Source organism: Bdellovibrio bacteriovorus, assembly GCF_002208115.1.
Taxonomy (GTDB): Bacteria; Bdellovibrionota; Bdellovibrionia; order Bdellovibrionales; family Bdellovibrionaceae; genus Bdellovibrio; species Bdellovibrio bacteriovorus_C.
In genome coordinates this window covers 1,058,649-1,082,264 of sequence record NZ_CP020946.1, presented here as the reverse complement: position 1 = coordinate 1,082,264, position 23,616 = coordinate 1,058,649, and the positions used below count along the sequence as shown (strand labels likewise).

Genomic DNA, 23,616 nt, shown 5'->3' with positions numbered 1-23,616 from the left:
CTATGAAACAGACACTTAAGCACAACAGATGGTTAGTTCTTTTCGCGGCCCTTTTGGCCAGCCTGCCTGTTGTCATTAATATGACAACATTACACGTGGCGATCCCGACCCTAACCACTTCGCTGAAAGCCACCGGCACTCAGGTTCTTTGGATCATCGATATTTACGCCCTGATGATGTCAGGATTACTGATCCCGATGGGCACCCTGGCTGACAAAATCGGATCCAGAAAACTGATGCTGAATGGATTGCTGTTATTTCTGATCGCTTCGGTCTTTGCTTCACTAGTGACCTCCGCAAATCTTTTGATCGTTGCCCGAGCTGCCACCGCCTTTGGTGCGGCTATGATTATGCCCAGTATTTTATCAATCATTCGCACGGTGTTTGAGGATGACAAAGAACGGGCCTTGGCGCTGGGTGCCTGGTCCACCGTGGGGGCTGCCGGCGGCGCTATCGGACCTTTAATCGGTGGGTATATCCTGACTCATTCTTCATGGAACTGGGTGTTTCTAATCAATGCCCCGTTGATTGCTTTGATTCTGCCGCTGGGATACATCGTCTATCCTAAATCCCAAACCACCAGTTCTTCCAAGTGGGCCATTGATCAGGCCCTTATTCTGGTTGTCGGACTTATCGGGTGCGTCTATGCCCTGAAATCCTTTTTCAAAGGGGATGTCAGTCCCATGGAAAAATTCGGATCGCTGGCCATCGGCCTTTCAGCGATTTCCGTATTTATCAGGATTCAGCTTCGCTCGAAAAATCCTTTACTGGACCTGGGGCTGTTTAAAAAACCTGCTATCTGCGTCGGGCTTGTGCTAGCACTGCTGGTCGCCGGTGCGATGGCCGGGGTTGAATTCACCATCGCCCAGGAACTGCAGTTTGTTTTTGGAAAAACACCGCTTGAAGCCGGCGCTGTCATGCTGCCTTTGATGCTGGCAACCGCCATTGGCGGCCCCGTGTCCGGATTTTTTGTCGGCAGGTACGGAGTCAGATCCGTCGCGACGACAAGCCTGCTGGTTTCAGCCGGATGTTTATTCAGCTTGGCTGCTGCGGATTTTTCCACGATGAATGCGCTGATCATCATTTCACTTTTCTTGCTGGGTCTGTTTTTAGCCATTGGCCTTACTGCTTCATCCATTGCGATCATGAGTGCGGCACCCCCGGAAAAAGCGGGCGCCGCAGGCTCGATTGAAGCCGTAGGATATGAGCTGGGCATGGGACTGGGGATCACCCTGTTCGGATTATTGCTGTCGCAAAGCTACAGAAAAGCCATTCAGCTGCCTGCCGAAATTGCGAGCAGCATCCCGGCACAAGGGACTTTAAGCATTGGCGACACCATGATTGCGGCAAAAGCTCTTGATAGTGCTTCGGCCGAAACCTTGGTGTCGGCGGCAAAGGTTGCGTTTTCGTCGGCCCATCAGAACGTCTTAGTATCGGCTGGGGCTGTCATTGCCATTGTTGCTATCGCCGTCTTTGTGGTTCTAAAAAAGAGATAAAGCAAGAGCCCAACCTGGGAAGCCGAGCTCTGCTACCTACTAGGTAATTCTAGTGCGCACAATGAAGTGGAATCTTTTGGCCGTTCAAACGCTGAATGTAGCTTCTTTGACTTTCTGAAGAGTCATTAAAATCAATTCGAGTACTTGAAAAGGGAACCGCGTCTTGATCCAAACTCCCGTTGATGTATTCCCGGGCACCTGCCACAAAATAAACTCCTTCAATGGCAACTGACGCAGTTTCGCCGCCAACACTCAAAACAACTTCGCTGCCGGGACGTACTTTTGTCATACCCGTTGTCGGGCTGACGATGATTTCAAGGGTGCCCGTTAGGGATGCTGAGACACCGCCAGCCATCATTGAAGGAGACTGACAGTTTACCGACACAACCTTAGCTGTTCCTTGCGCCATCACCGTACTTGCCGCCAAGAGACCGATCATAAGAACGACTGCGTTTTTCATTTCATACCTTCTTTCTTGTTTGGTAGTTGAACACATTTGCCACCTTCTTTTGCAAATCAAAAACCACCCCGGAAAGAAGCGTAAGCAGGTTGGGCTGTCACTAGCTTTTGCAGCGGACCTTGCTGGTCACTTTCTACTCGGCAAGAGTACATTTCTAGACCTGGTGTACTAAAAATGAGTACACTTCTTTCGCGGTTTAACTCTTGAATTCGAACCTTGATCCCCTAAAATGTTTGCAAAGGATGCCTGCAGTGGAAAAGAAGTTAAAATTTGTCTCGCCCATGCCATACAAAGATGCGAAAGACTACTTCAAGGATTTTTTTGTCGAAAACAAAGTGCGTGATGCTAAGTTTTCTTACCGGGTGTTCGCCAATTTATTAAATTGGCCGGCAAGCTATCTTTCGGATTTAAGCTCAGGTAGAAAAAATCTCAGTGTTACACGCGCCCTGGAATTTGCGAACTATTTCAAAATGAACAACGCCCAAAAAGAACACATGTTGTGGCTTGCGTTGGCTCATTCCCCCAAAAATCAATCCGATCAGCTATTTCAGGAAAAATCAAAAACCGATCCCAACCCATCGCTCTATCAGAAGGAAGCTGGAATGGATCAGGTGCTCTGGTCAGACATTGTCTGGGCTCTGCGTTTGATGACTTGGAAGAAAAAACGCCTCTCTGTCAAAGAGATCGAAGAAAGCTTTGAAATTCCGGGAATATCGTCTCTGCGGATGCAAAACGCACTCGACAGAATTGAGAAAGAAAAATATCTGCAATGGGATGACAACGGAGAGCTCATAGAAGGAAGCCCGCTGACGGCGGCTCCGGCCGAATTTGACCACTCCACTACGAAGGGCGATGCGCCCTACCAGGGAATCGAGCTTCATCGCGATGCGGTTAATAACTTTTTAACATTTATTGAAAATCCGCAAAGTCCGTCCACCTATCATAACCATCCTGTGGTTATTCCTCGGGGGCAGTTTATGCCGGTGGCAATGAAACTCATCGAACTGCGAAACTGGATTGACGAACTTTCACGCCAGCACCTTGCGCAGTCAAAATCTCCTTCGACGGACTCTTATCTTATGCAACTGGATCTGAATCTATTTCCGCTGACGAAGAAGAAATAAAAAGCCGAAATATCGGGCTCAGACAGAAGCTAGGACGAAAAGGCGTGACGCCTTTTCGTAGGAAGACCGATTCCTGCCTACAGCGCCATCGGTATCGGCTGATACGCAGATCTAAGATTTCCAACCCCTAAACCTTTTTGACTGCCGCCCCAACATTTCACTCTGCCCGCCACGGTCAACGCACAAGTGCTGTTACCGTCTGCATCAGACCAGACAACACCAGTTGAGACGGCCTTGTAACTGTCGGCCCCCAGGACCGCAGTAGGAGCATATTTATCAACCGTCGTCCCATCACCCAACTGACCTTTTTGGTTCAAACCCCAACACTTGACCAGTCCCGCATCCGTCACACCACAAGTATAATCGGCACTGACGGACAACGAAGTGTAAACATCCCCGCCAGTGACGGCTGTTGGTGAGGTACGACTGATAATTGTTCCATCCCCGACGTAAGCTCCCCAGCACAGAGCGGCCCCAGAAGTTGTAAGGCCACAAGTTGTGCCCCCTCCAACATAGACAGCCTTGTAAGTTTCGCTGCCACTGACGGCAACGGCTTCCTCGCGGGAATTGGCCGTTCCGTCTCCTAACTGACCAAAATCATTATTGCCCCAACACCAGATTTTCCCTGCCGTCGTCAATCCGCAGGCATGTTGAGCCAATTCACTCATGGCAATAGCCTTATAAGGTCCACCCGCAATTTCCACAGGAGTCAGACGATTACCACCATAATAGAACCCGAGCCCCCAACACTTCAATGCATCCGACGTCGTAATCCCGCAGGAGCGACCCGGAGAAACCGCAATAGCTTTAAAGCTGTCACCACCCACCACGGTTTGAGGTCCATAGACTGTCGACGTGTTTCCATTCCCCAGTTCACCCGTATTGTTGTAACCCCAACACTTCGCCTGTCCGGTCGAAGTCACAGCACAGGTGTGATGATAGGAAACGGCAATATCCGTATAGGTATCATTTCCAAATACAGGTTCTGGGATTCGAACTTCTGCGGTCTTGAATGTCCCAAGTTTACCTGCGAATCCGTCCCCCCAGCACTTAGCCGTTCCTGTCGAGGTTATACCACAAGAATGACTTCGGCCTGGGGCCACCTTCACATACTGATCACCGGAATTCATAAGGATCGACATGTCTTTTTCCTGACCACTGCGTACTCCCCAACAGCGCAGTTCGCCGCCCGTGGTTGAGATCCCGCACCGATTTAAAGCCGATCCTGAAATGGAGTCATACAACGTCGTGTCCGCCGTTAAAGTCGGGCTTAACACCGGGGAGGTCAGTCGACCATCAAGCGCATCACCTAATGCAATTTCGGACGAAGCACCCCAACACTGAGCGACACCATTCACATCAACAGCGCAATGTCTGGAAAGCCCTGTGACTACGGAAACGAATTGGCCGTTAATTTTTTGCTCAGGAACCAACCCTAAAGAGTAACCCCAGCACTTTACAACACCGGCACTGGTCACGCCGCAACTCTGATCGTAAATATTATAATCGGGCCAGCCGTAGAATTTCCCGCGACTGCTAAAGACCGTCACATAAGTGTCAGCGCCACTGATCGGAGTGGGCACAAGTCGAGGAGTCGTAGTGCCGTCTCCGACTTGCCCGTATTCGTTATTACCCCAGCATTTTACCCCACCCGAAACAAGCACGCCACAGACATGCCCGTATCCAACAGAAACAACACTGTAGGTATCACTGTCACTCACTGCAGTTGGAGCCGCCCGATCTTCCCACATTCCGCTGGTGCCATCACCGATCTGCCCGTATTCGTTGTCGCCCCAACATTTCACCAAGCCCGAGGTCAGAATGCCACAAGTTGTGAACGCTCCCGCAGAAACAGAGTTATAAAGATCCCCACCCGTGACCGCTGTCGGGACTAAAGGTGTTGCTCCTCCATTGCCAAGGATGTTATTCGAACCCCAACACTTCGTCACCCCCGCCGTCGTCACGCCACAAGCATGCATGTTCCCGACCGAAATGGACTTGTAAGTGGAAGCGTCACTCACAGCGGTGGGCACCGACTTGGAAACGGTTGTGCTATCCCCCAACTGACCATTTGAATTATCACCCCAGCATTTTACAACTCCCGCAGAGGTGATCCCGCATACGGATTTGGAACCGGCGGAAATCTCAGTGAAGACATCCCCACCGACAACCTGGGTTGGAGCCGTTTTATTGACAGTTGTTCCATCGCCGAGCTGACCGTAAGTATTGTCCCCGATACAGAAGACCCGGCCTCCACGAAGACTGCACATAAAGACAGGCTCGTCGCCTTGAGAAAGAACCATTTGCGTGACCCGGCCGGACTCTTCAGAAATCACACGGCGGGCCACTTGATTGACTCCGACGACGGCGCGATAGCCGACGGCCACCACGCCCGAGATTCCCACTTGAAGAATCTTATGCCCATCCGTGCTTAAGCCACCGTGGTAACTATAAGACACCGGCCAGGAGGTCTGCCCCGCGGGGACAAGAACTGTGCCTCGTGAGGGCAGATTGAAGTTTGTCGGATTTGCCGCCGTCGTAAAGAATGGTGAAACCGTGTATTCCACCAGCACATCAACGGGAGAAGGGCGATCCAACGCCAACATCAGTTGCTGGGTATTTGTTGAAGCACCACCCGGGATCACATCGACGGCTTTGGCAAAAGAAACCTCAATCTGATTGTCCAGCACTATCACCGTCGCATTCGGCAACGCTGGTGAAAGATCGCCATAGCTGTTTGTCGCAACCCCTTCTTTAACAGAAATGGTGACCGCCGCTCCGTAGGCTAACGACGAACAATCCCAAAGATTTATGTACCCGACCTGAAACGTGGTAAAATCATATGCTTCAACTTCCACCACACAATCCGCGGTGGCGCCAGCAAGCACGACATCCGTTGGATCAAGAGTCGCCGCCGTAGCTCCATCAAAAGCAATTTGGAATCTATAACCTTTTCTGGCACCGGCTGAAGTTTCATAGGGAGCAAAGGTTCTGATGCTTAAAGGAACCATCATGGTGACGGAGGGCGAAGTTGCTGAAGCTGGTGCCAAGGTTCCATTACTGCCTTGCGCGGTGCCCGCAGTGATGACAATGGCCAATGTTCCCGACGTCGCCTGACACCCAGACACCTTGACTTGACGATTGACTGTACCACTGCCCGCAATCGAAACACTACAGCCAGTCTTGCTGGCTGTGCCCACAAGAAAGACGTCTGCTGAACTGAGACTGATAGTCGATGCCCCGGTATATGTGATCGGCCAGACAAACTCAGTGATTCCATTGCCTCCGTGATCCGGGGTCGAAGATCCGATAGAAATCGAGGGCTTCAACAAAGCCGCTGCCGAAGGTCCCTGCGGACCGGCTGGAACCGCAACACTGTTCACCGCAGTCCCTGCCTTCAACGAAATAGCGACACTGCCAGATCCGGCAGAACACCCTGTCACCTTCACGGTCCGACTGGAGGGGCCGGTGTTCACAATCGAAACAACACAGCCTGTGGTGTTTCCCGATAAAGTAATATCACTACTATTTAAAGAAATCGCACTTGCATTTTGATAAGTGACCGACCATTCAAATTCCGTGGTGCTGGACCCAGATGAAGGTGACGGTGCGCCAATGGCGATGGAAACGACCGGAGGAGGTGGCGTTGGGACGTGGATAAAGTGCCAGAAGTATTCACTGCTAACCCCACCCACTGTGTATTCGATGCGGATCTGATTGGTTCCCTCTGCAAATCTAGTTACGTCTGATAAATCCAAAGGAATAGAGAATTTGTTGCCGGCACAAGTGACAGGACCTGATTGAAATGTTCCAGGAGGCGAGTCCTTGACCTGAATCGTGGCCCCGTCATCCGCACAATAGCCCTGAAGAACAAAGTTTGCCAGATTGCTAAGGTAGTGCTTCTGATATGGAGGATTGTAAATCTTCAGCTTATTGTCGCCGTTTGGATCTCTTCCCACCTCAAAGGAAGGAAAAGCTTTCACATTATCTACAACGATGCTGCCCAGAGCAATAATCAAAGGAACAGCACTCGCGGACGGAGGTACGACCACCGACGCGGTCCCCAACTCTATGAGATTGTGAAACACCGTAGCTGTACCAGCGACTTCGTCCACTTCACACCCGAGGTAGTTTGGCGACTCCACGGGGTAATTTGTCAGAGTCAGGTAAGGCGTCAATGCGCCTCCGTAAAAGCTCATAAAATCCCCGGCATAAATGCTGAGCGTTTGAGTTGCCGCTGTAAATCGATAGAAACATCCCACGATGTTCATGCTTCCCATATCCGCAGCAGGCGTTATACCGAAAATCTGGTCTGCACTAGAATCAAATACAACTGAAGACTCCAGATAAACCTTGGGTTGATCAGGAAAGACCGCAGGATTGTTGGGAGAAATCAATAACTGCCCACTATTGTCCGACGTGGACACTTCTTTGTTTGTCAGTCTGGTGGGAGCACCGCCTAAATCAATCCATTTTATGTTACTGGCCAGAAGTTCATCGTCGCGATTAAAGTCATCCTGGAAAAATGGAGTTGTCTTATCCACCGGAAAATAGCCTGAAAGGTCATTATCAGTTTCGCCGTCCCCATCACCCACATCCGGAGCCTCAATCGAAGGGAGACTTTTTTGGAGGAGATCTGCCTTGAGGGTACACCCAACTGCCCCCATAAAGGCCGGCAGACAGATCAGCAGCAGTTTTGCAGAACGCACCAAAATATTCATATTTCCCCCGATATCCCACGGAATAGCTCATATTTTTATCGGGTCCCCTTAGGAAAATCTGGATAAACTATGATAATCGCGAGGAAAACTGTGTTTCTGAAATGGGATGAAACAACTTTCCGTCGCAGCATGAGACAGAAAGTTGAAGCATCCTTTTATTTGCGAGGGTCCGGTTTCTTAGCTGACGCTCAGTTAAAACTACAAAAGGGTCAAAAGCCCTTGCTCATCCCCCCGTTTTTATGGGACTTTCGCCCGTCATCCCCTAAAAACAGGAAATACGTTATGCAAGACTTCATCCCTCCACAGCCCCCAAAATCCTTCCGCATTGTTCTGGAGCTGTTTAAGTCTGCGAAGCGTCTTGACGGTGTTTTGTTAACGGCGATTAAAAACCAAAACGAAGACCTGAACCTGCGCGAGATTTCCCGCACCCAGTACAAAGAACTTTTCAATTCCGGAAAAATCCTGATCAAAGGACAAAGAGCAACGCCGTCTTCTTCTGTTGCCAAAGGCATCACTTACGTGGACATCCTGGGATTTAAAAACAAATAGCCCGCCTGAAGCCCGATTGCGGCGGCTTTAGGGCCTGCACCCATGAAGTCGCCCGACGGCATTCTTAAATTCATTTTCAGACTTATAAATCGCCAAGGCATTTTCAACCATCTCGTTGGCGGACATCGCCTGCTGATTGATATCTATCAAGGTGCGAAGCTTCTGCGCTTCCTGGGAGGCTCGCTGCTCCCCTGCCGTCATCGCAATCCCGGCATAAGCCTGCTTCACATCCGCCATTTCAACGGCGCTGAATTCCGGAAGCCGAGGATCTGTCCCAATATACACGAAGGCTGTCTGCAGGGATTCCTCCCCACAAACCACATCCAGGTCCGAACGCCACACGTATTCGGCCATCATGATGTTTTCACTTTTCAGGGCTTTTTGCAGAAGCAACCGGAAGCGTGCGTTTTCGGGCTGAAGAATCATCGCCAAAGTCATCTCTGAAATCCGCATCGTGTCTGGAATACCGTTAGCCGGGTCCGCCACCAGATGGCCTTCCTGATAAATAGCCTTCACCGTGTCTGCGCTGAGATAAAGACCGCGAGCCAGGCTGATATAATAGGAGTCCGGCTTGACCGTGAATTCGATCATCATCTTGCCATAGCTTTCAGAAATATGGGGGTCGATGGCCAGATAAAGGCCTTCCCCGGCAAACAGCCCTTTGCTGCCAGAGGCCTTGGACCAAAACTTGGAAGTCGCATAAGAAATGCGGGTTTGCAAAACCTGCTTTCGCCCTTGAGGTGTCGCCATCAAAGCCTGCGTGGCCGGGGCCGCTTCCTGATAAATATCGAAGTAATGATATAGCCGCTGCTCATGACCAAAGGTCATCTTGGCATTTCGCAAATCACGCGCCAGCAGGGCCTCGGCAGAAGCGGCAAAGGCTTCCACGCCCAGAATCAGACCTAACGCAATGATACTCAGAAACTTGCCAAGCTTAATCATAGATCCCTCAGTTATCGGCAGTCCGACAGTTCGCGAACAACGACTTCATCATGTCTTGCCACGGGCTCGGACTTGATTTCAATCGTGCCTTCCTCGTTATAGACCTGTATGATGACTTGTTCAGTCCAGTTCATCGCATGAACAAGAACATCTTGTCGGCCTGAATAAGACTGCTGCTGAATCTCGATGGTGGTTGAGATATTGCCATTACTATCGACACGGGTTACTGGCGTTGGCACCAGAACAAAATAACTGCAGCCCTTCACGACTTCCAAACGCTCGGAAGTCACATCCGACTTCTGCACAACGGAGCTGAGGTTGGCGCTTTGTTCCGCCGCTTCGGCACTAACCAAGAATTGCCCTTCTCCCTTGATTGAGCTTTTTGGAATTCTAAATTCAAAAACATGGCCCTGATCCTGAATGCGCACCACGCGTTCGTTTTTCATCCAGCGAACAGGAGACGACAGCTTCGAGGGTTTGCTGATTTCAAGCTTTACGGCCCCGTCCTTGATCGCCACCGCACGGCCGTCTTGATTTAATAGCTCCAGGCGGCCTTTAACCACACGAACCGAAGCCAGTTGTTCCTCTGCCAAGGATGTCAATGAAACAGACAGTAAACAAATTGCGACCCATAGTGCCTTCATATTTCCACTCCCTGTTCCAATAGCTTGTCTTTGAGGTAAAAAACTTCGTCTGCCAGCTTAGATTGCAAGCGCCAGTCCATCCCCGCCGCCCTTACCAAGAGCCAGTCAGCGACAAGTGAACATTACTAGTATCCGTATCCCCCAAACGCCGTGGAAACCGCATCTAGGGCCAGTCTTAGGCTCGATCTTCAACAAATTTATTATAAATCAGCAAAGTTCTTTACACTGTACTCTGACAAGGAGAACTGATGCGCCCATCCTTCAAAACGACTGCCAGTGCCGCTCTTCTGCTGACCCTTACAGCCTGCGCAAGCACGCCTGCCAAGAAACCCGCCGCCCCCGAAAAACAAAGCCTTGTGATTCCTGCTGCGAAAACGGATGCCATCAATGCCCGTGCCGAGGCGGACTATAACTTCATTATGGGGGATGTGCTAAGCCGTGAAGGAAAGTCCGAACAAGCCGTGGCCCTGTTTGAAAAGGTCGCTGCCCTGGATCCGAACTCTGCGGCGGTGCAGATGCGCCTGTCCGCTGAATACCTGAAGATCGGCAAAGTGAAAGAAGCCATTCAGAAAGCCGAACAGGCAGTGGCGAAAGATTCCAAAAACGTCGAATCACTGTTGGTCTTGGGTGGACTGTATTCCGCAGAAAAATCCTATGACAAAGCCATCGCTCAGTATCAGGCTGTGCTTCGTCTGGAACCGAAAAACAGCGAAGCGCCTATCTACATCGGCTCTTTGTATGCGGATAAGAAAGAATTCAAAAAAGCAGAGCAGTACTTCAACTCCCTGCTGAAAGATCCCAACTATGAAACCCCGCACGAGGTGCTTTATTATATCGGCCTGACCCATCTGGATCAGGAGGGGGCCGGTCATCAAAAGGCTGCAGAAGCCGCCTTCAAGAAAGCCCTGACCATCAAACCGGGTTTTGAAGACGCTTTGATGGCTTTGGCGAATCTATACCTGCAACAGAACAATCGCGGCAAAGCGTTGTCTTTGTGTCTGGAATACCAAAGACAGGAAAACTTCAGCCCGAAAGTGGCCGACCTGATCGCACAAATCTATCTGGAGGACGGCGATTCGGAAAAAGCCTATTCCCAGTTGGAGCTGATCACCGGTAATTCCGAATCATCGCTGGATGTGCAGATGAAAATGGCCCTGCTGTTGATTGAACAAAAACGCTTCAATCAGGCCGGAGCAAAACTACAAGACATCGTCACCCAGCACCCGACAGCAGATTCGGCCCGCTATTACCTGGCTGCGGTTCAGGAAGAAACCGGCGACATGGAAAATGCCGTTCGCAACTATATGCAGGTGCCGCATTCAAGCAAGCACTTCAGCGAGGCCATTGTGCATGCCGCCCATTTGTTAAAAGGTCAGGGCAAGCTGAACCAAGCCCTGGTCGTCACCAAAAAGGGTCTGCAAACCAACGCCGACAAACCGCAAGTCTATACGATGTACGCCTCGCTGCTTGATGCGAAGGCTGATTACCTGGGGGCTGCTCAGGTGTTGGAACAAGGTCTTTCCAAATACTCCAAGAATGTGGAGTTGTTGTTCCAACATGCACTGATCCTGGATCGTCTGGGCAAAAAAGAAAACATGATCGCCCAGATGAAAAAGGTTCTGGAGATTGAACCCAATCACGTGCAGAGCTTGAGCTATCTGGCCTTTTCATTGGCTGAACTGAACCAGCATCTGCCCGAGGCCGAAAGACTGGCCCGTCGCGCGCTGGAGCTTGATCCCAAGGACGGTTACGTTCTGGACACTCTGGGATGGGTGCTGTTCAAACAAAAACGCTTCTCGGAATCCATTCAGGTATTGGAAAAAGCGCACGAGTATCAAGCCTCGGCCAGCATCATTGCTGAACATCTGGCGGACGCTTATTCGATGGAATCCCAAACCGACAAAGCCAAACAGATGTATGAAAAGGCGGCAAGCCTGACGACGGATGAAAAGCGTGCAAACAAGATTCGCGGAAAACTGCGCGAGCTGTCTGTTAAAATATCTTACTTGAAATAAGCCTTGCGAATCGCGCGCCCGCACTGGACCGAGTCCCAGTACGCCTGCTCGCCCCGCCCTTCGCGGGCCACGATTCCGTAAGTCTTTTTATCAGCGCTGATCCAGGGATAAAAGCCAAAGGCCCCTGGACTGCTGTAGGCCTCGACCTGACTGCCGTTGGTTTCAACCCAGTGATGGTAAGAATACTTCCAGTCCTCTTTGGCCGGAGAAAATGCGGCCTGCTTGCAGGTGGCAGGACTGGTACAAATCGCATCGGCCCCCAACATATCCTTGATCAGATACGTGCCTTTCAGTATTTCCTGCAGGAAGCGGGCATAATTTTCCGCACTCATTTCCGCCCCACCGGCCAAGGCCAGGTTCGGATAACTGAGTCTGAATTTGTTCTTCAGGGTGCTTTCGATTTCTTGGCTCAGTTTTTTGCGGTTCAACTTTCCCAAGCCCGCATTCACTGCCAAAGCCTGAGCACTGCCCCCGCCGTAATAGAACTTACCGACATGGGCGGGGTTCACCGTGCTGTTGCTGCGGGCCTGGAAGCAGGCCTCTACGGTCAGGCGCAAAGCACATGGAATGACATTGAACTGATCATACCCCCCGCGCATCAGAAGCAAATTCTTGTCCTGTTCTGCCAACAGGCCTTTTTTTACTTCGACATAGTAGGCTGCGAAAATCCACTTCGAAGCCGAGGCGACCTTCATTTCATCTTTGCGTTCATACTTTTTTCCCGGCGATCCTGCGGCAAGAAGTCCTTGAGAATTTCCGACTTCCCAATAAAACGGCCGGATGGACTTGCACTCCGGTGCCTCGACGGCCACCCGTTGTGCCTCTGGCGCACCGGCCATAGCAAAGGAACCCGTTAAAACCAACTGCAAACCGATCCATAGTCTGGCGTATTTCATAAATGCTCCCCAATAAAGGATAGTACTATTAAAAACGAACTGATAGATTTAATTTCTGATTCGGAGAATCCATCCATGCTTCATCATTTCTTTCCTGAGCACTCTTTTAAAGCCCTGCTGTTTGACTTCGATGGCACTGTTGCCGACACCATGCCGGCGCACCTGGCCGCTTGGAACAAGGCCCTGGATAAATATGACCTGACACTCAGCCGCGAGCAGCACCTGTCCTGGGCGGGCCGCCCCACGGCGAGAATTGTTGAGATGATGAACGAGCTGCATAAGACCGAAATCAACCCTGAGCAGTTTGTAAAAGAAAAAGAGGCCCACTATCTGGCTTCTTTAAACGATGTCACCACGATAGCTTCGGTGATGGAAATCATCGAGCACTATCATGGCAAGATCCCGATGGCGATTGTCACCGGCAGCCGCCGCAAGATCGTCGAACTGACGATGAATCAACTGGGCATTCAAAAGTACTTCGACACATGGGTGTGCGCAGAGGACTATTCCCAAGGCAAACCTGCGCCGGATTGTTTCTTACTGGCAGCGGCGAAAGTCAATATCGCCCCGACGGACTGCCTGGCGTTTGAGGATGCTGTTTTGGGAATTGAAGCGGCTCACACCGCCGGCATGAACTGCCTGAAAGTCACCGAGGACTACAGCCTGATTCACACTCGCTAAAGCGGATTCAAGGACGGCAGCAGCAAGCGCAGCAAGGTGGTCGTAGTGCGGGCCTTGTCGTATCGTTGAAACGGTATATTCACGACCGTTTCACCGTGGTCTGCGCCATCCAGCCGAACAAAGTCCACGCCTGGAAGTTTTGAGCTTTCAAAAGGCACCATGCCATCGCTAAGATCATACGGGCCCGAATACAGACGAACCACACACTGACCGAAGACTTTTTCCAGACAGCCCATCGCCATGATATTGACCGCGGGGGTGAACAGACTCTTCTGCCCGTTTACAACGCCGCCGACAGTGATCATGGGAATGTTTGTGATCGCGGTGATTGCCTCGAAGTTTTCTTTCATAAACTGCGAACGGCTGGAGGTTCCCAGATAACGAATGGTGTCTGGCGAAGTGTTAAAGAATGGAATCACCGTACCCAGCAGTTTATCCAGATAAATTGGATTATCAAAATACGCATCAGCAATCGGCGAACCCCTGAAAGGGCTTTGCAGGAACACGATCCCCGCCACAACGTCCCTGAGGTTGGAAGAATCCACCAGTTCTTCGAGCAAAGCCAAACCACCCAAGGAGTGAGTTAAAAACACCGCTTTTCTGCCGGCATCGACGGACTGATTTAAAGCCTTGCGGATGTTTTCTTTGATTTCTTTGACTGATTTGGAAGAGCTGGAAAGGCGGACGGAATTAAATTTATAAACTTTCTGCAACAGCTCTTGCTGAGCCCCCAGGTAATCGCCAGTCAGGCGTGCAAAACTGACCGAAGATCGATCGTCCGCTTGCAAAAAAGCTTCAGACAAAATGCCCGGCACCAGATAGAAATCAAATTGGCGCAGCAGGATTTGCTCTTCCACAGTCAGCAGCGAATTATTGGCGTAGGTCTTATGAAAAGCCGGCGTCAGATCCGCGGCCCTGCCCCACAGGCTGACCACCAGACCCATAACCAAAATGAAAACGGCTTTTAAACGACTTAGAACCATTCCCTTTGACTAGCGAAAAATGCGCCAAGCCTGCAGACCTATTATTTTCATTTAAACCTGAAAAAACGACGTTTTACGTCCCTCGACGACGCCACTGCGCCTTCAAATAGTCCCAACCACCAGTACACCACAGGGACCAAGCCACCAAGACCGGTTGAAAGAACAAGCGAATCAACCTTGCCTTGTCCGTATTCAAACCAAAGGCATCAATCTGGTAGACGTACTGATTTATGTTCCCAGGAAAAATCGCAATGAAAAACAGCCCCCCGACAACTCCGACCTGCGCTTTATAGCGGGTCAGAAACAGGAAACTAAGGCCCAGCAAAATTTCAACGACTCCTGAAGCCACCACCACGAAATCGGGGTCAAAAGGCTGCCACTTCGGAACTTGAGCCAAGAACTCGGTGCGAAGCCATGTCAAATGTCCGGTCCCAGCATACACTAGAAAAGCGCCGAGCAGAATTCTCAGAAACAGTTTGATTTTGGATTTCATCGTAAGATTCCTTATGCCTGATTTCTATCAAGCGGAATCACAAAGGAAAAGAACAAAAAGGCTCTTTGCAGTCACAAAAAGCCCTGACGAGTTTATCGTTTTTTCGGAGCGGAACTTGGATAGGTTGTCTGGGAAAGATCCACCGTCTTTTTCAGGGAATGTCCGGTTTTTAGACCAATTACAAACCACCCCAAAGCCAGGGCGCCCAATGCAAAGACAGTATCCCCGATGACTCGCAGCCAACGAATGATGTCCAACAGGTCCGTCTGCATGAATTCTGCCGACCTAGCATACCAAAGCCCGTGCTCCACACTGGCCATTGTCTGCAGCAGACCCAGAGGCAACAAACTTAACAGCGCCATTAGTAGCAATCCAATATTGATGCTCCAGAATGCAAAGCCAATAACACCGTCGCGCCACTCGTTTCGCGCGGCAAGACCTTTTAGAACAAACAGCATCAGCCCGATTCCCAGCATGCCGTAAACCCCGAACAAAGCGGTGTGCCCATGCAGTGGAGTCGTGTTCAACCCTTGCATATAATAAAGGGCAATGGGCGGATTGATCAAGAAGCCAAAGATACCAGCCCCCAGGAAATTCCAGAACGCCACTGATACGAAGCAATAGATGGGCCACTTGTAGGCCTTTAACCATTCCGTCGATTTACCCAGCTTCAGATTGTGATATGCCTCAAAACCCATCAGCACCAACGGCACACATTCCAGCGCACTGAAAGAGGCTCCGAGCGCCAGCACTGCCGTGGGAGTTCCGGTAAAGTACAAATGGTGGAAGGTCCCCAGAATGCCCCCGAACAGAAAGATCACTGTTGAGAACAGAACCGTGCTGGACGCCAGCTTGACGTTGACCAATCCCATTCGCACAAACAGAAAAGCAATGACGACAGTTGCAAAGACCTCAAAGAAGCCCTCAACCCACAAATGTACGACCCACCATCTCCAGTACTCGGCCACTGCTAGATTTGTATGACGGCCCCACATCATGCCTGCACCATAGAACAACGCAATGGCGGCACAGGATATCAGGAACAGCGCCAGCAAGTGCCGAGACTCTTGCGCCTTTTTGAACGCCGGCCAAACCGAGCGCACCATCAGGAACAACCATAAGAACAGGCCAATCAGCAGGAATGCCTGCCAAAAGCGCCCCAGATCCACATATTCATACCCTTGGTGTCCGAACCAGAAGTTCTGCACCAGATCCAGCTTCTGCATGACCCCGAACCATTGTCCCGCCATGGAACCTACGACAATCACCAGCAAAGCAATGAAAAGGAAATTCACCCCGAATCTCTGGAACTTGGGTTCATACTCTGAGATCGCCGGACCAATAAATAATCCCGTAGCCAGCCACGAAGTTGCGATCCAGAAAATACCCATTTGCACGTGCCAGGTGCGTGTCACGGAATATGGCAGGAAATCGGACAGAGGGATGCCATAAAAACCGTCACCTTCCACCGCATAGTGGGCGGCCACCGCACCCAGAATCACCTGCACCACAATCAGGGCGGTCACCACCCAAAAGTACTTCAAGGTTGCCGACATCGACGGCGTGGGATTAAGTCCCAGCAAAGGATCTTTTTCCGGCAAACTTACGGAGCTGGGCTCTTCTTCACGTTGAGCCGCATAGTAAAGCGCCAAGGCTCCAACACCTGCGAGCAAAATAATGACGCTGAACCCGGTCCAGAGCAGCATCGAACCCGTCGGTTCATTGCCAATCAATTTGTCCGGAGGCCAGTTGTTGGTATATGTGATGCTGTGACCAGGACGCTCGGTGACCGCCGCCCAGGAAGCCCAGAAGAAAAAGGCATTCATCTGGCGCATTCGATCCTGATCGCGGATTGAATTTGCGGGAATGGCATACGCTTCGCGCAAATTCTTTAGTTCTGGATCATCCATGAACAAAGAGCGATAGTGCGCATTGTTTGCATCCATCGCATCTTTGCGAACGGCAGAGACCGTCAGCACACCGCTTTCTTTGCTATAGGTGTTGGTGCGCATTTCTTTTTTCAAGCGCGCCACCAAAGCAGACTTTTGTTCCTCGCCCAAACTCTCGTAGGATTTACCGAACTCGGCATTGGACCATCTGTCTAAAATAAAAACAGCTTCGCGGTGAAGCCAGTCGGCCGTCCAATCCGGCGCCACATAAGCACCATGACCCCAAATCGATCCGACCTCCTGCCCGCCCATGGACTGCCAGACGTTTTGGCCATTTAAAATGTCTTCGCCGGTGAATAAGGTCTCACCGGCAGATGTGACGACGTTATCAGGAATCGGTGGTGCTTCCCGATAGATCTCAACACCGTAGAAAAGTAAGACCGCAAAAGAGGTCCCAACCACTACACCGAACGCGATCCAAAGTTTTTTCATGCTGCTCATTTTATCTTCTCCATATTCAGCTACTAAACAAAGTCATGATGGCCGAATTCGCAAGAGTTTCTGTACGACTCTGCCGTTCCGCAAACGCGGTTTCGACATGAAAATAGACCTAAATTGATGGAAGAGTCTTGATTGACATCAATATCTAAGAATATACACCCGGGTCTTAGACTATAGTTCACAGCTGGCTTTATCCCACTCGGCAAGAGCCCGGGCTTCGGCGGCGCGGACGGCACTACTCAAATAAACTTGCTTCATTTCTTCTTCAGAGATCCGATAGATTGCGCACATCCGTTTCAAAACCTGAATCGGAGGCCGACTCGTTCCCCTTTCCATACTGGAAATAAACTGCGATTTATGAAAGCCCAAACGCCGGCCCACTTCAAGTTGAGTCAAAGCTGCATTGGCCCTTTTGTCTCTAAGAAACTTTCCGATGCTCATATACCTTCCTTAATGAGTCGAAATATTTGCGAAATAAAATGCTATAGAACTCGAATTTATAACCCAAACAGGCGATGAAGAAACGCGGAATCTGGGCGATTTCCCACTTTTAATAAAATTCCAGCAATCTGATTTTTGTCATTCCAACGCCCCACAAATATTATTAATTCACCTGCGCACTCGAGCAATGAGACCATGAGAAGACAAGAATCTTTATCAGAGGAGCAACTATGTTCGCCGCAAGATACGTTCCTGGAAAAAAAGAGCTTTCCCTTGTTGATATTCCCAAACCAACTCCGGGCCCTTTGGATGTTATTTTAAAAATCCGTGCGGCAGGCATTTGCCATTCCGACCTGCACGTCCTGCATGGTGAAGTTCCTTACAAAGAAACTTTCACCATGGGCCATGAAGCCTGCGGTGAAGTCGTGGAAAAAGGTTCGGAAGTCACTGAGAACTACTCTGCAGGGGACCTTTACGCCGTCCACGGCCCGAACCCTTGCGGTCATTGCAACTATTGCCGCACCGGTCACGACAATCTGTGCAACGATCCCAGCAGAACTTTCATCGGCCTGGGACAAGATGGCGCCTATGCGGAATATCTGAAAGTTCCCGCACGCAACATCGTGAAGGTGCCCAAAGGCATCAGCCCCGAAATCGCGGCTGTTGCCACCGACGCGGTACTGACTCCTTATCATGCCATCAAAACCAAAGGTGGCGTGGGCTTGGGATCCAAAGTGCTGGCGATCGGTTTGGGCGGTCTGGGGATGAACGGCGTTCAGATTGCTCTGGCTTTGGGTGCGGAAGTAACAGCGGTGGATTTAAAAGATGCGAATCTGGAGATGGCCAAATCTTTTGGCGTGCAGAATGTTTTAAACTCCAAACAGATCTCTTCGCTGCAACCCCTGTCCTTTGATGTGGTCGTTGATTTTGTGGGACTGGAGTCCACGTTTAAAGATGCTCAGAACTTTGTAAAACCCGGCGGCACCATTCTGCTGATCGGTTTGGGTTCGGCACAAGTGCCCTTGACGACAGCGACAGCCATCACCTTTGAAACCAAGGTGCAGGCGTCTTTCTGGGGGACTCACGTTGAAATGCAGGAACTTTACGAGCTGATTGAGCAGGGAAAGATCAAACCTCAGGTTCAGACCGCTCCCATGAAAGAAGTCAATCACTGGCTGCATGAGCTGGAAGCCGGACGAATCAAGTCCCGCATGGCCCTGCTGCCATAGAAAGCTTATTTTCCGGTTTTCTTGGCGATGGAAAGGAAGAAGGCATTTTCCTTCTTCTTGTCGGTCTTGGCTTTCCGCGGAGTTTTCTTCGCGGAAGCTGTTTCGGCTTTTTCAGACAAGCTGGATTTCACGGGAAGGCCCAACAACGGATTGCCTTTGCTGATTTCCCGCATCAGTTGTTTGACCTCTTCTTCAAAATCCTCGGACTGGGCTGGAATATACAACCAGTCCTTGTTCGCCGGGTGATTTTCCAAAAACAGGTATTTCAGAAAGAAAGCATTTTGCTTTTTCTTTTCAACCGGGATGATGCATCCATTCCACAGCTCAAAAGGATAACTGACGCCCTTGTGTTCATAAAGGCCTTTGCGCTCGACCAGAATCAGCACAAGCTTCATATCCAGATAATAAGCTAAGCCGCCGTGCTTGGGCAGACACTCATAACCCGGGGGCAGCAGATCTTCGATCCAGTAAAGATCATTCAGTGGATGTTTCATGGCGTGGCCAGCTCCTGACATCCAATTTAGCAAAAGTGTAAATTCGAGTCATGAACAAACCCAGCACGGGCGGAATTCATGACCCTGGCTGAAGCGAGATTAATGATCCTCGTTATCCCAGTCGTCGCAGGCGCGTGCTTCGGCTTTAACGACGGCATTGTGGACATATGCCTTTCTCATCTCCGTTTCAGGAATTTGATAGATCTCGCACATTTTCTTAAGGACCCGAATAGGAGGACGGCTGGTTCCCCTCTCCATACTTGAAACAAACTGTGACTTGTGAAAACCCAAACGCTGTCCAACTTCAAGCTGAGTCAAAGCTGCACACGTCCGCTTATTCTTGAGGAATCTGGCGAGAGGCATACACTCTCCTAAGGAGTTAAAGTATTATTATTATGGAGCCCATGGACTCTACTCCATTTGGGCGAGAAAAGAACCTAGAATCTCAACGATGGCGCAATCGTAACAATCACGTCGTAGGCTATTTAGTCAGGGGCTCGATCCAGAGCCCCTTGGTATTTACACCGCTTCAAGGTGAATTTTATAGCCGACTCCGCGTACGGTGCGGATCGAAACCCGCCCGGTCCCCGCAGAGATCTTTTCCCGCAGCCGGCAAATCAGGACATCCAGAACATTTGTGCTTGGAAAATGATTGTACCCGCAAATTTCCCGCAGAATATGCTCCCGACTGATAATGCGATGAGGATTGGAGATGAACAAATCCAAGAGCTTAAATTCACGCTCTTGCATATCAACCAGCTCGGTGCCGCACACCACTTTCCGCTTCAATCGGTCCAGCTTCAGATTTCCGTATGTCAAAACCGCGGAACTGTCCCTGGGCTGAAGAATCTTGCGGATGCGAATCTGCAACTCGGCCACAGAAAAAGGCTTGCACAAATAGTCATCCCCACAAGACAGCCCCAAAATGCGTTCCTCATCAGCACTGAGGGCGCTTAGAAAGATAACAGGAAGATCCGGCTGAAGGGTCTTTGCACGACGAACCACTTCCAGTCCGCTCATCCCCTGCATCAAAATATCAGAAATCATAAGATCATATTTCTGACTCTGACAACGGTCCAGCGCGCGCTCTCCGTTGGGCACCCACTCCCCTTCATAACCTTCCGCAAACAGCCCCTGCAGAACGATAGCGGCAATCTCAGGATCATCTTCAAGCAATAGAAATCGATAAGACATTCTGTCCCTAACTTTGATAAAGTTGCTTTGTTATTTATATTAAGATTCAGAGTTCCAGGCTTTGACGGCCTTGACTTCTGCTTCTTCCACGGCATTTTCCAAGTAAGCCCGCCGCATCTCTTCTTCAGAAACACGGTAGATTTCACACATTCTTTTTAAAACCATCACCGGCGGCCTGCTGGTGCCTCTTTCCAGGCTGGAAATGAACTGCGATTTGTGAAAGCCGAGGCGCTGCCCCACTTCCAGTTGAGTCAAAGCTGCATCTATTCTTTTCTCCTTGAGAAACTTCGCCATGTTCATTGTCCCATCCTCCAAAGGGGAATACCCAATCAACGGGTGTCTGATAGTTTTGTGTAGCGAGGATACTATATTTAGGAATGCAAACAATCTGGAATCTTGAGCGTATCGGAGTCTTCACAAATAACATGCGATTCCAGTAGAATACCAAACAACTTCCGGTGATATTTACAAACCGGTTTTATTGGCCAACGCACAGATGTTAGGCAAGTTCTTTGTTCCGCTACGAAGGAAAATAAAACAGTCGCGCCCGCGCGGAGCACCTGTTAACAAATGGGCGAGTCGCAATTATTCAATTTTTCCAGAATCAGCTTTTTCATCATTTTCAGACCCTGACTTTGCTGCTCGATCCAAAGAAGCTTCTTTTCAAGCTGTAAACGCACTTTTTCTCGGGACAGCTCTCCCTTCAGCAAGGCCACTTTCAAACTCTTGATTTCTTTCAGGCTGAAACCCAGGGTTTTGGCAAGCTGGATCAGCTTCAGCTCCTCCACCACCGCAGACGAATAGTCCCTGTATCCATTTTCTCTTAATGAGCTGCGGATCAGCCCCTCTTTTTCATAAAAACGCAAGGTATCCCGGGAGATACCGGTTTCTTTGGATAATTGTCCAATCAGCATAAAAAGCCCTCTTGACCATGGAGTTTACTCCATAGTTTAGGATGAAGTCCATGGGAGTTCCTATGAGAAAATATTTGATGATTTTAATGGCCATAACCGCAATCTCGTTCCCGAGCTGGTCTCGTGATGAGAAACTGAATGTGAAGGTTCTGTATACCGGAACCATTTCCCCGCCCGAGGCTGAAACTATCAAAGGAGGCTCGTGGTTTAAAAAGTTTTCCATGGTCCACCCCGCATTCTTTATCCAGCATCCGAAAGGGACATTCCTGTTTGATACCGGTTTGGGACATTCCATTAAAACTCAGGTGAAGGATATGGTTTGGTGGGCTCGATCAGCGACAAAGTTTATACAAAAAGAATCCGCCGCAGATCAACTGAAAGCCCTTGGACTTAAGGCAGACCGTATTATTCTGTCCCATGCCCACTTTGATCATTCCAGTGGCTTGATCGATTTTCCATCCGTCCCCGTCGAGGTTCTTCAAGAGGAACTGGACTTTTTAAAAACAAAAAATGCGTCTCCGGCAATCTTCCCCTCTTTGTTCAACGAGCAGATTGTATGGCAGACCTACACACTGGAAAACAAAAGCTATGAAGGCTATGCAAAAAGCCGCGACATCTTTGGTGATGGCAGTCTGATTCTGGTCGGAATGCCGGGGCATTCTCCGGGGTCTGTGGGTCTTTTCATCAATCTTGCCAGCGGCAAAAGAGCCTTTCTGGTCGGTGACACCGTATGGAATTCCGATGGGATCACCAAAGGGCTGCCCAAGTTCTGGATTAGCTCAAAATTCGCTGACAACAAACCCGATGAAGTCATGACCCGGATCCTGGAACTGCAGGCTTTGCAAAAAAAGTATCCGGATCTTCTGATAGTTCCAAGCCATGACGCCAAAGCCGTCGGGGCCTTCGAAGAAATGATGAACCGTAACTAGTGATCCAGCTCCGGATTTTGTGTCGGGGCCCGGGAGGTAGAGTCCTGAGGTGAGGACTCTACTATATGCAGATCCCGCTGTGGATAAGGAATGAGTATTTTATTTTCCTTAAAACGCTCCACGATTATGGAACGAATATCGCTGGTGATGCTTTCGATGCGCCAGATATTCTGACACCAAAAGCGCAGATCGAAATCCAGCGACGATTCCCCGAAGTCTTTAAGCAAAGCATTGGGTTTGGGCTCCTTTACGACCTCGGGATGCTCCAAAGCGGCTGCAATCAGAATCTTTTTCACCAATGCCACGTCAGAACCATAGGCCACACCCACCGTGATGTGCTGGCGAATTTTGCCCGAGGCCAAACTTTCATTGGTGACTTCTTCCGCGATGAATTTGGAATTGGGAACGATGATGGTGATATCATCCCGGGTCTGGATGATCGAGGAACGCACCCGGATGTCGATGACTTTTCCAGAAGTGTCGCCCACCCGAATGATGTCGCCGACCTTGATCGGACGCTCTATCAGTAAAATTATCCCGGCTATAAAATTTTGCGTGACGTTTTGCAAACCAAAGCCGATCCCGACCATCAGGACGGCCCCGACTGCCGCCAACGAGCTGATCGAGATCCCCATGTTATCAAGGGCAAATATGCCCCCCATCACCACCAGCACATAGCGCACAAACTTCGCGATGGAGTCACGCACCCCGCTGTCCACCCGGCGGCGCGAAAGCTGCTTGACCACAATCTTACTGACCAGCTTCGATCCGTAAACGGCCACAACCATCAACAAAATGGAAACCAAAACACTGGCCGCAGAAACCTCGGCATCCTTGATACGAAAGATCGGCTCGTTCAGCATCTGCCAGATCTGTTTTAACTGCTGATACAATTCAGTGTCTTCCATGCCTGTCATTTTATGAAAGATCGGCGATGTGGGCACCTTTCCTGACGTCACGACCCTTCTTACTTGTCACAAATCAGTGTCACAAAATGAGACTTTGCAATCGCACCAGTTAA

22 protein-coding genes are annotated in these 23,616 nt (G+C 50.1%); 7 read left to right on the top strand and 15 right to left on the bottom strand.

Annotated features, from left to right (window positions below; all coding sequences use genetic code 11):
* Nucleotides 1-80 precede the first annotated feature (80 nt).
* A complete protein-coding gene (locus B9G79_RS05275) occupies nt 81-1,496 on the top strand; it encodes an MFS transporter (RefSeq protein ID WP_232469203.1) in 1,416 nt (471 codons plus the stop codon).
* 49 nt (nt 1,497-1,545) lie between these two features.
* Here B9G79_RS05275 and B9G79_RS05270 read toward each other — a convergent pair whose 3' ends face one another.
* On the bottom strand, nt 1,546-1,956 hold the full coding sequence (locus tag B9G79_RS05270) for a hypothetical protein (protein WP_088564605.1): 411 nt from the start codon (nt 1,954-1,956) through the stop codon (nt 1,546-1,548).
* 251 nt (nt 1,957-2,207) lie between these two features.
* Between B9G79_RS05270 and B9G79_RS05265 the strand changes: the two genes are divergently transcribed.
* Entirely contained in the window at nt 2,208-3,080 is an 873-nt protein-coding gene (locus B9G79_RS05265; protein ID WP_157678726.1) for a hypothetical protein, read from the top strand.
* Between the two features lie 77 nt (nt 3,081-3,157).
* On the opposite strand, the gene B9G79_RS05260 is transcribed toward B9G79_RS05265, so the two are convergent.
* The gene (locus tag B9G79_RS05260) at nt 3,158-7,801 is read right to left on the bottom strand and encodes a hypothetical protein (protein WP_088564603.1); all 4,644 of its coding nucleotides are present in this window, start codon (nt 7,799-7,801) and stop codon (nt 3,158-3,160) included.
* A gap of 282 nt (nt 7,802-8,083) precedes the next feature.
* On the opposite strand from B9G79_RS05260, the gene B9G79_RS05255 reads away from it, so the two are divergent.
* The gene (locus tag B9G79_RS05255) at nt 8,084-8,350 is read left to right on the top strand and encodes a hypothetical protein (protein WP_088564602.1); all 267 of its coding nucleotides are present in this window, start codon (nt 8,084-8,086) and stop codon (nt 8,348-8,350) included.
* A 27-nt stretch (nt 8,351-8,377) separates the two neighbouring features.
* On the opposite strand, the gene B9G79_RS05250 is transcribed toward B9G79_RS05255, so the two are convergent.
* Both B9G79_RS05250 and B9G79_RS05245 read right to left on the bottom strand, forming a co-directional pair.
* On the bottom strand, nt 8,378-9,292 hold the full coding sequence (locus B9G79_RS05250; RefSeq protein ID WP_088564601.1) for a hypothetical protein: 915 nt from the start codon (nt 9,290-9,292) through the stop codon (nt 8,378-8,380).
* A gap of 11 nt (nt 9,293-9,303) precedes the next feature.
* Entirely contained in the window at nt 9,304-9,936 is a 633-nt protein-coding gene (locus B9G79_RS05245) for a hypothetical protein (RefSeq protein WP_088564600.1), read from the bottom strand.
* 248 nt (nt 9,937-10,184) lie between these two features.
* On the opposite strand from B9G79_RS05245, the gene B9G79_RS05240 reads away from it, so the two are divergent.
* On the top strand, nt 10,185-11,951 hold the full coding sequence (locus B9G79_RS05240; RefSeq protein WP_088564599.1) for a tetratricopeptide repeat protein: 1,767 nt from the start codon (nt 10,185-10,187) through the stop codon (nt 11,949-11,951).
* Here the strand turns inward: B9G79_RS05240 and B9G79_RS05235 are convergent.
* Nucleotides 11,939-12,847 (bottom strand): hypothetical protein, encoded by a 909-nt coding sequence (locus B9G79_RS05235; protein ID WP_088564598.1) that lies wholly within the window; start codon nt 12,845-12,847, stop codon nt 11,939-11,941. The genes B9G79_RS05240 and B9G79_RS05235 overlap by 13 nt on opposite strands.
* Nucleotides 12,848-12,922: 75 nt before the next feature.
* Here B9G79_RS05235 and B9G79_RS05230 point away from each other — a divergent pair, with 75 nt between their 5' ends.
* Complete coding sequence (locus B9G79_RS05230) at nt 12,923-13,528, top strand: HAD family hydrolase (RefSeq protein ID WP_088564597.1); 606 nt, start codon at nt 12,923-12,925, stop codon at nt 13,526-13,528.
* On the opposite strand, the gene B9G79_RS05225 is transcribed toward B9G79_RS05230, so the two are convergent.
* The 4 genes from B9G79_RS05225 to B9G79_RS05210 all read right to left on the bottom strand — a co-directional run bounded on the left by B9G79_RS05225 (nt 13,525) and on the right by B9G79_RS05210 (nt 17,835).
* Nucleotides 13,525-14,511 carry a hypothetical protein gene (locus B9G79_RS05225; RefSeq protein ID WP_232469202.1) on the bottom strand — a complete coding sequence of 329 codons (987 nt, stop codon included), beginning with the start codon at nt 14,509-14,511 and terminating at the stop codon, nt 13,525-13,527. The two genes, B9G79_RS05230 and B9G79_RS05225, sit on opposite strands and share 4 nt — an antisense overlap.
* 73 nt (nt 14,512-14,584) lie before the next feature.
* Nucleotides 14,585-15,004: a DoxX family protein gene (locus tag B9G79_RS05220; RefSeq protein ID WP_088564596.1), complete on the bottom strand. Its 420-nt coding sequence runs from the start codon at nt 15,002-15,004 to the stop codon at nt 14,585-14,587.
* A 92-nt stretch (nt 15,005-15,096) separates the two neighbouring features.
* A complete protein-coding gene (locus tag B9G79_RS05215; protein WP_088564595.1) occupies nt 15,097-17,394 on the bottom strand; it encodes a nitric-oxide reductase large subunit in 2,298 nt (765 codons plus the stop codon).
* A 171-nt stretch (nt 17,395-17,565) separates the two neighbouring features.
* Nucleotides 17,566-17,835: a helix-turn-helix domain-containing protein gene (locus B9G79_RS05210; protein WP_088564594.1), complete on the bottom strand. Its 270-nt coding sequence runs from the start codon at nt 17,833-17,835 to the stop codon at nt 17,566-17,568.
* A gap of 230 nt (nt 17,836-18,065) precedes the next feature.
* Here B9G79_RS05210 and B9G79_RS05205 point away from each other — a divergent pair, with 230 nt between their 5' ends.
* Nucleotides 18,066-19,064 (top strand): zinc-binding dehydrogenase, encoded by a 999-nt coding sequence (locus B9G79_RS05205; protein WP_088564593.1) that lies wholly within the window; start codon nt 18,066-18,068, stop codon nt 19,062-19,064.
* A 5-nt stretch (nt 19,065-19,069) separates the two neighbouring features.
* Here B9G79_RS05205 and B9G79_RS05200 read toward each other — a convergent pair whose 3' ends face one another.
* The 5 genes from B9G79_RS05200 to B9G79_RS05180 form a co-directional block, all read right to left on the bottom strand.
* The gene (locus tag B9G79_RS05200) at nt 19,070-19,558 is read right to left on the bottom strand and encodes a hypothetical protein (RefSeq protein ID WP_088564592.1); all 489 of its coding nucleotides are present in this window, start codon (nt 19,556-19,558) and stop codon (nt 19,070-19,072) included.
* 99 nt (nt 19,559-19,657) lie between these two features.
* The gene (locus B9G79_RS18560; protein WP_088564591.1) at nt 19,658-19,921 is read right to left on the bottom strand and encodes a helix-turn-helix domain-containing protein; all 264 of its coding nucleotides are present in this window, start codon (nt 19,919-19,921) and stop codon (nt 19,658-19,660) included.
* A gap of 156 nt (nt 19,922-20,077) precedes the next feature.
* Nucleotides 20,078-20,752 (bottom strand): response regulator transcription factor, encoded by a 675-nt coding sequence (locus tag B9G79_RS05190; RefSeq protein ID WP_088564590.1) that lies wholly within the window; start codon nt 20,750-20,752, stop codon nt 20,078-20,080.
* A 39-nt stretch (nt 20,753-20,791) separates the two neighbouring features.
* Nucleotides 20,792-21,046, bottom strand: a complete 255-nt coding sequence (locus tag B9G79_RS05185; RefSeq protein ID WP_157678724.1) for a helix-turn-helix domain-containing protein — start codon at nt 21,044-21,046, stop codon at nt 20,792-20,794.
* Nucleotides 21,047-21,315: 269 nt separating this feature from the next.
* A complete protein-coding gene (locus tag B9G79_RS05180; RefSeq protein ID WP_088564588.1) occupies nt 21,316-21,666 on the bottom strand; it encodes a MerR family transcriptional regulator in 351 nt (116 codons plus the stop codon).
* 62 nt (nt 21,667-21,728) lie between these two features.
* Between B9G79_RS05180 and B9G79_RS05175 the strand changes: the two genes are divergently transcribed.
* Nucleotides 21,729-22,595, top strand: coding sequence for an MBL fold metallo-hydrolase (locus B9G79_RS05175; protein WP_157678722.1), 867 nt, complete (start codon nt 21,729-21,731; stop codon nt 22,593-22,595).
* Here the strand turns inward: B9G79_RS05175 and B9G79_RS05170 are convergent.
* Complete coding sequence (locus tag B9G79_RS05170) at nt 22,592-23,503, bottom strand: mechanosensitive ion channel family protein (RefSeq protein WP_088566785.1); 912 nt, start codon at nt 23,501-23,503, stop codon at nt 22,592-22,594. The genes B9G79_RS05175 and B9G79_RS05170 overlap by 4 nt on opposite strands.
* Nucleotides 23,504-23,616: the final 113 nt, after the last annotated feature.

What these genes read in the sequence shown, in the direction of transcription:
- B9G79_RS05275 (WP_232469203.1), top strand. Translation starts at nt 81, where the DNA reads ATGACAACATTACACGTGGCGATCCCGACCCTAACCACTTCGCTGAAA.
- B9G79_RS05270 (WP_088564605.1), bottom strand. Translation starts at nt 1,956, where the DNA reads ATGAAAAACGCAGTCGTTCTTATGATCGGTCTCTTGGCGGCAAGTACG.
- B9G79_RS05260 (WP_088564603.1), bottom strand. Translation starts at nt 7,801, where the DNA reads ATGAATATTTTGGTGCGTTCTGCAAAACTGCTGCTGATCTGTCTGCCG.
- B9G79_RS05255 (WP_088564602.1), top strand. Translation starts at nt 8,084, where the DNA reads ATGCAAGACTTCATCCCTCCACAGCCCCCAAAATCCTTCCGCATTGTT.
- B9G79_RS05250 (WP_088564601.1), bottom strand. Translation starts at nt 9,292, where the DNA reads ATGATTAAGCTTGGCAAGTTTCTGAGTATCATTGCGTTAGGTCTGATT.
- B9G79_RS05245 (WP_088564600.1), bottom strand. Translation starts at nt 9,936, where the DNA reads ATGAAGGCACTATGGGTCGCAATTTGTTTACTGTCTGTTTCATTGACA.
- B9G79_RS05240 (WP_088564599.1), top strand. Translation starts at nt 10,185, where the DNA reads ATGCGCCCATCCTTCAAAACGACTGCCAGTGCCGCTCTTCTGCTGACC.
- B9G79_RS05235 (WP_088564598.1), bottom strand. Translation starts at nt 12,847, where the DNA reads ATGAAATACGCCAGACTATGGATCGGTTTGCAGTTGGTTTTAACGGGT.
- B9G79_RS05230 (WP_088564597.1), top strand. Translation starts at nt 12,923, where the DNA reads ATGCTTCATCATTTCTTTCCTGAGCACTCTTTTAAAGCCCTGCTGTTT.
- B9G79_RS05225 (WP_232469202.1), bottom strand. Translation starts at nt 14,511, where the DNA reads ATGGTTCTAAGTCGTTTAAAAGCCGTTTTCATTTTGGTTATGGGTCTG.
- B9G79_RS05220 (WP_088564596.1), bottom strand. Translation starts at nt 15,004, where the DNA reads ATGAAATCCAAAATCAAACTGTTTCTGAGAATTCTGCTCGGCGCTTTT.
- B9G79_RS05215 (WP_088564595.1), bottom strand. Translation starts at nt 17,394, where the DNA reads ATGAGCAGCATGAAAAAACTTTGGATCGCGTTCGGTGTAGTGGTTGGG.
- B9G79_RS05210 (WP_088564594.1), bottom strand. Translation starts at nt 17,835, where the DNA reads ATGAGCATCGGAAAGTTTCTTAGAGACAAAAGGGCCAATGCAGCTTTG.
- B9G79_RS05205 (WP_088564593.1), top strand. Translation starts at nt 18,066, where the DNA reads ATGTTCGCCGCAAGATACGTTCCTGGAAAAAAAGAGCTTTCCCTTGTT.
- B9G79_RS05200 (WP_088564592.1), bottom strand. Translation starts at nt 19,558, where the DNA reads ATGAAACATCCACTGAATGATCTTTACTGGATCGAAGATCTGCTGCCC.
- B9G79_RS18560 (WP_088564591.1), bottom strand. Translation starts at nt 19,921, where the DNA reads ATGCCTCTCGCCAGATTCCTCAAGAATAAGCGGACGTGTGCAGCTTTG.
- B9G79_RS05190 (WP_088564590.1), bottom strand. Translation starts at nt 20,752, where the DNA reads ATGTCTTATCGATTTCTATTGCTTGAAGATGATCCTGAGATTGCCGCT.
- B9G79_RS05185 (WP_157678724.1), bottom strand. Translation starts at nt 21,046, where the DNA reads ATGGCGAAGTTTCTCAAGGAGAAAAGAATAGATGCAGCTTTGACTCAA.
- B9G79_RS05180 (WP_088564588.1), bottom strand. Translation starts at nt 21,666, where the DNA reads ATGCTGATTGGACAATTATCCAAAGAAACCGGTATCTCCCGGGATACC.
- B9G79_RS05175 (WP_157678722.1), top strand. Translation starts at nt 21,729, where the DNA reads ATGAGAAAATATTTGATGATTTTAATGGCCATAACCGCAATCTCGTTC.
- B9G79_RS05170 (WP_088566785.1), bottom strand. Translation starts at nt 23,503, where the DNA reads ATGGAAGACACTGAATTGTATCAGCAGTTAAAACAGATCTGGCAGATG.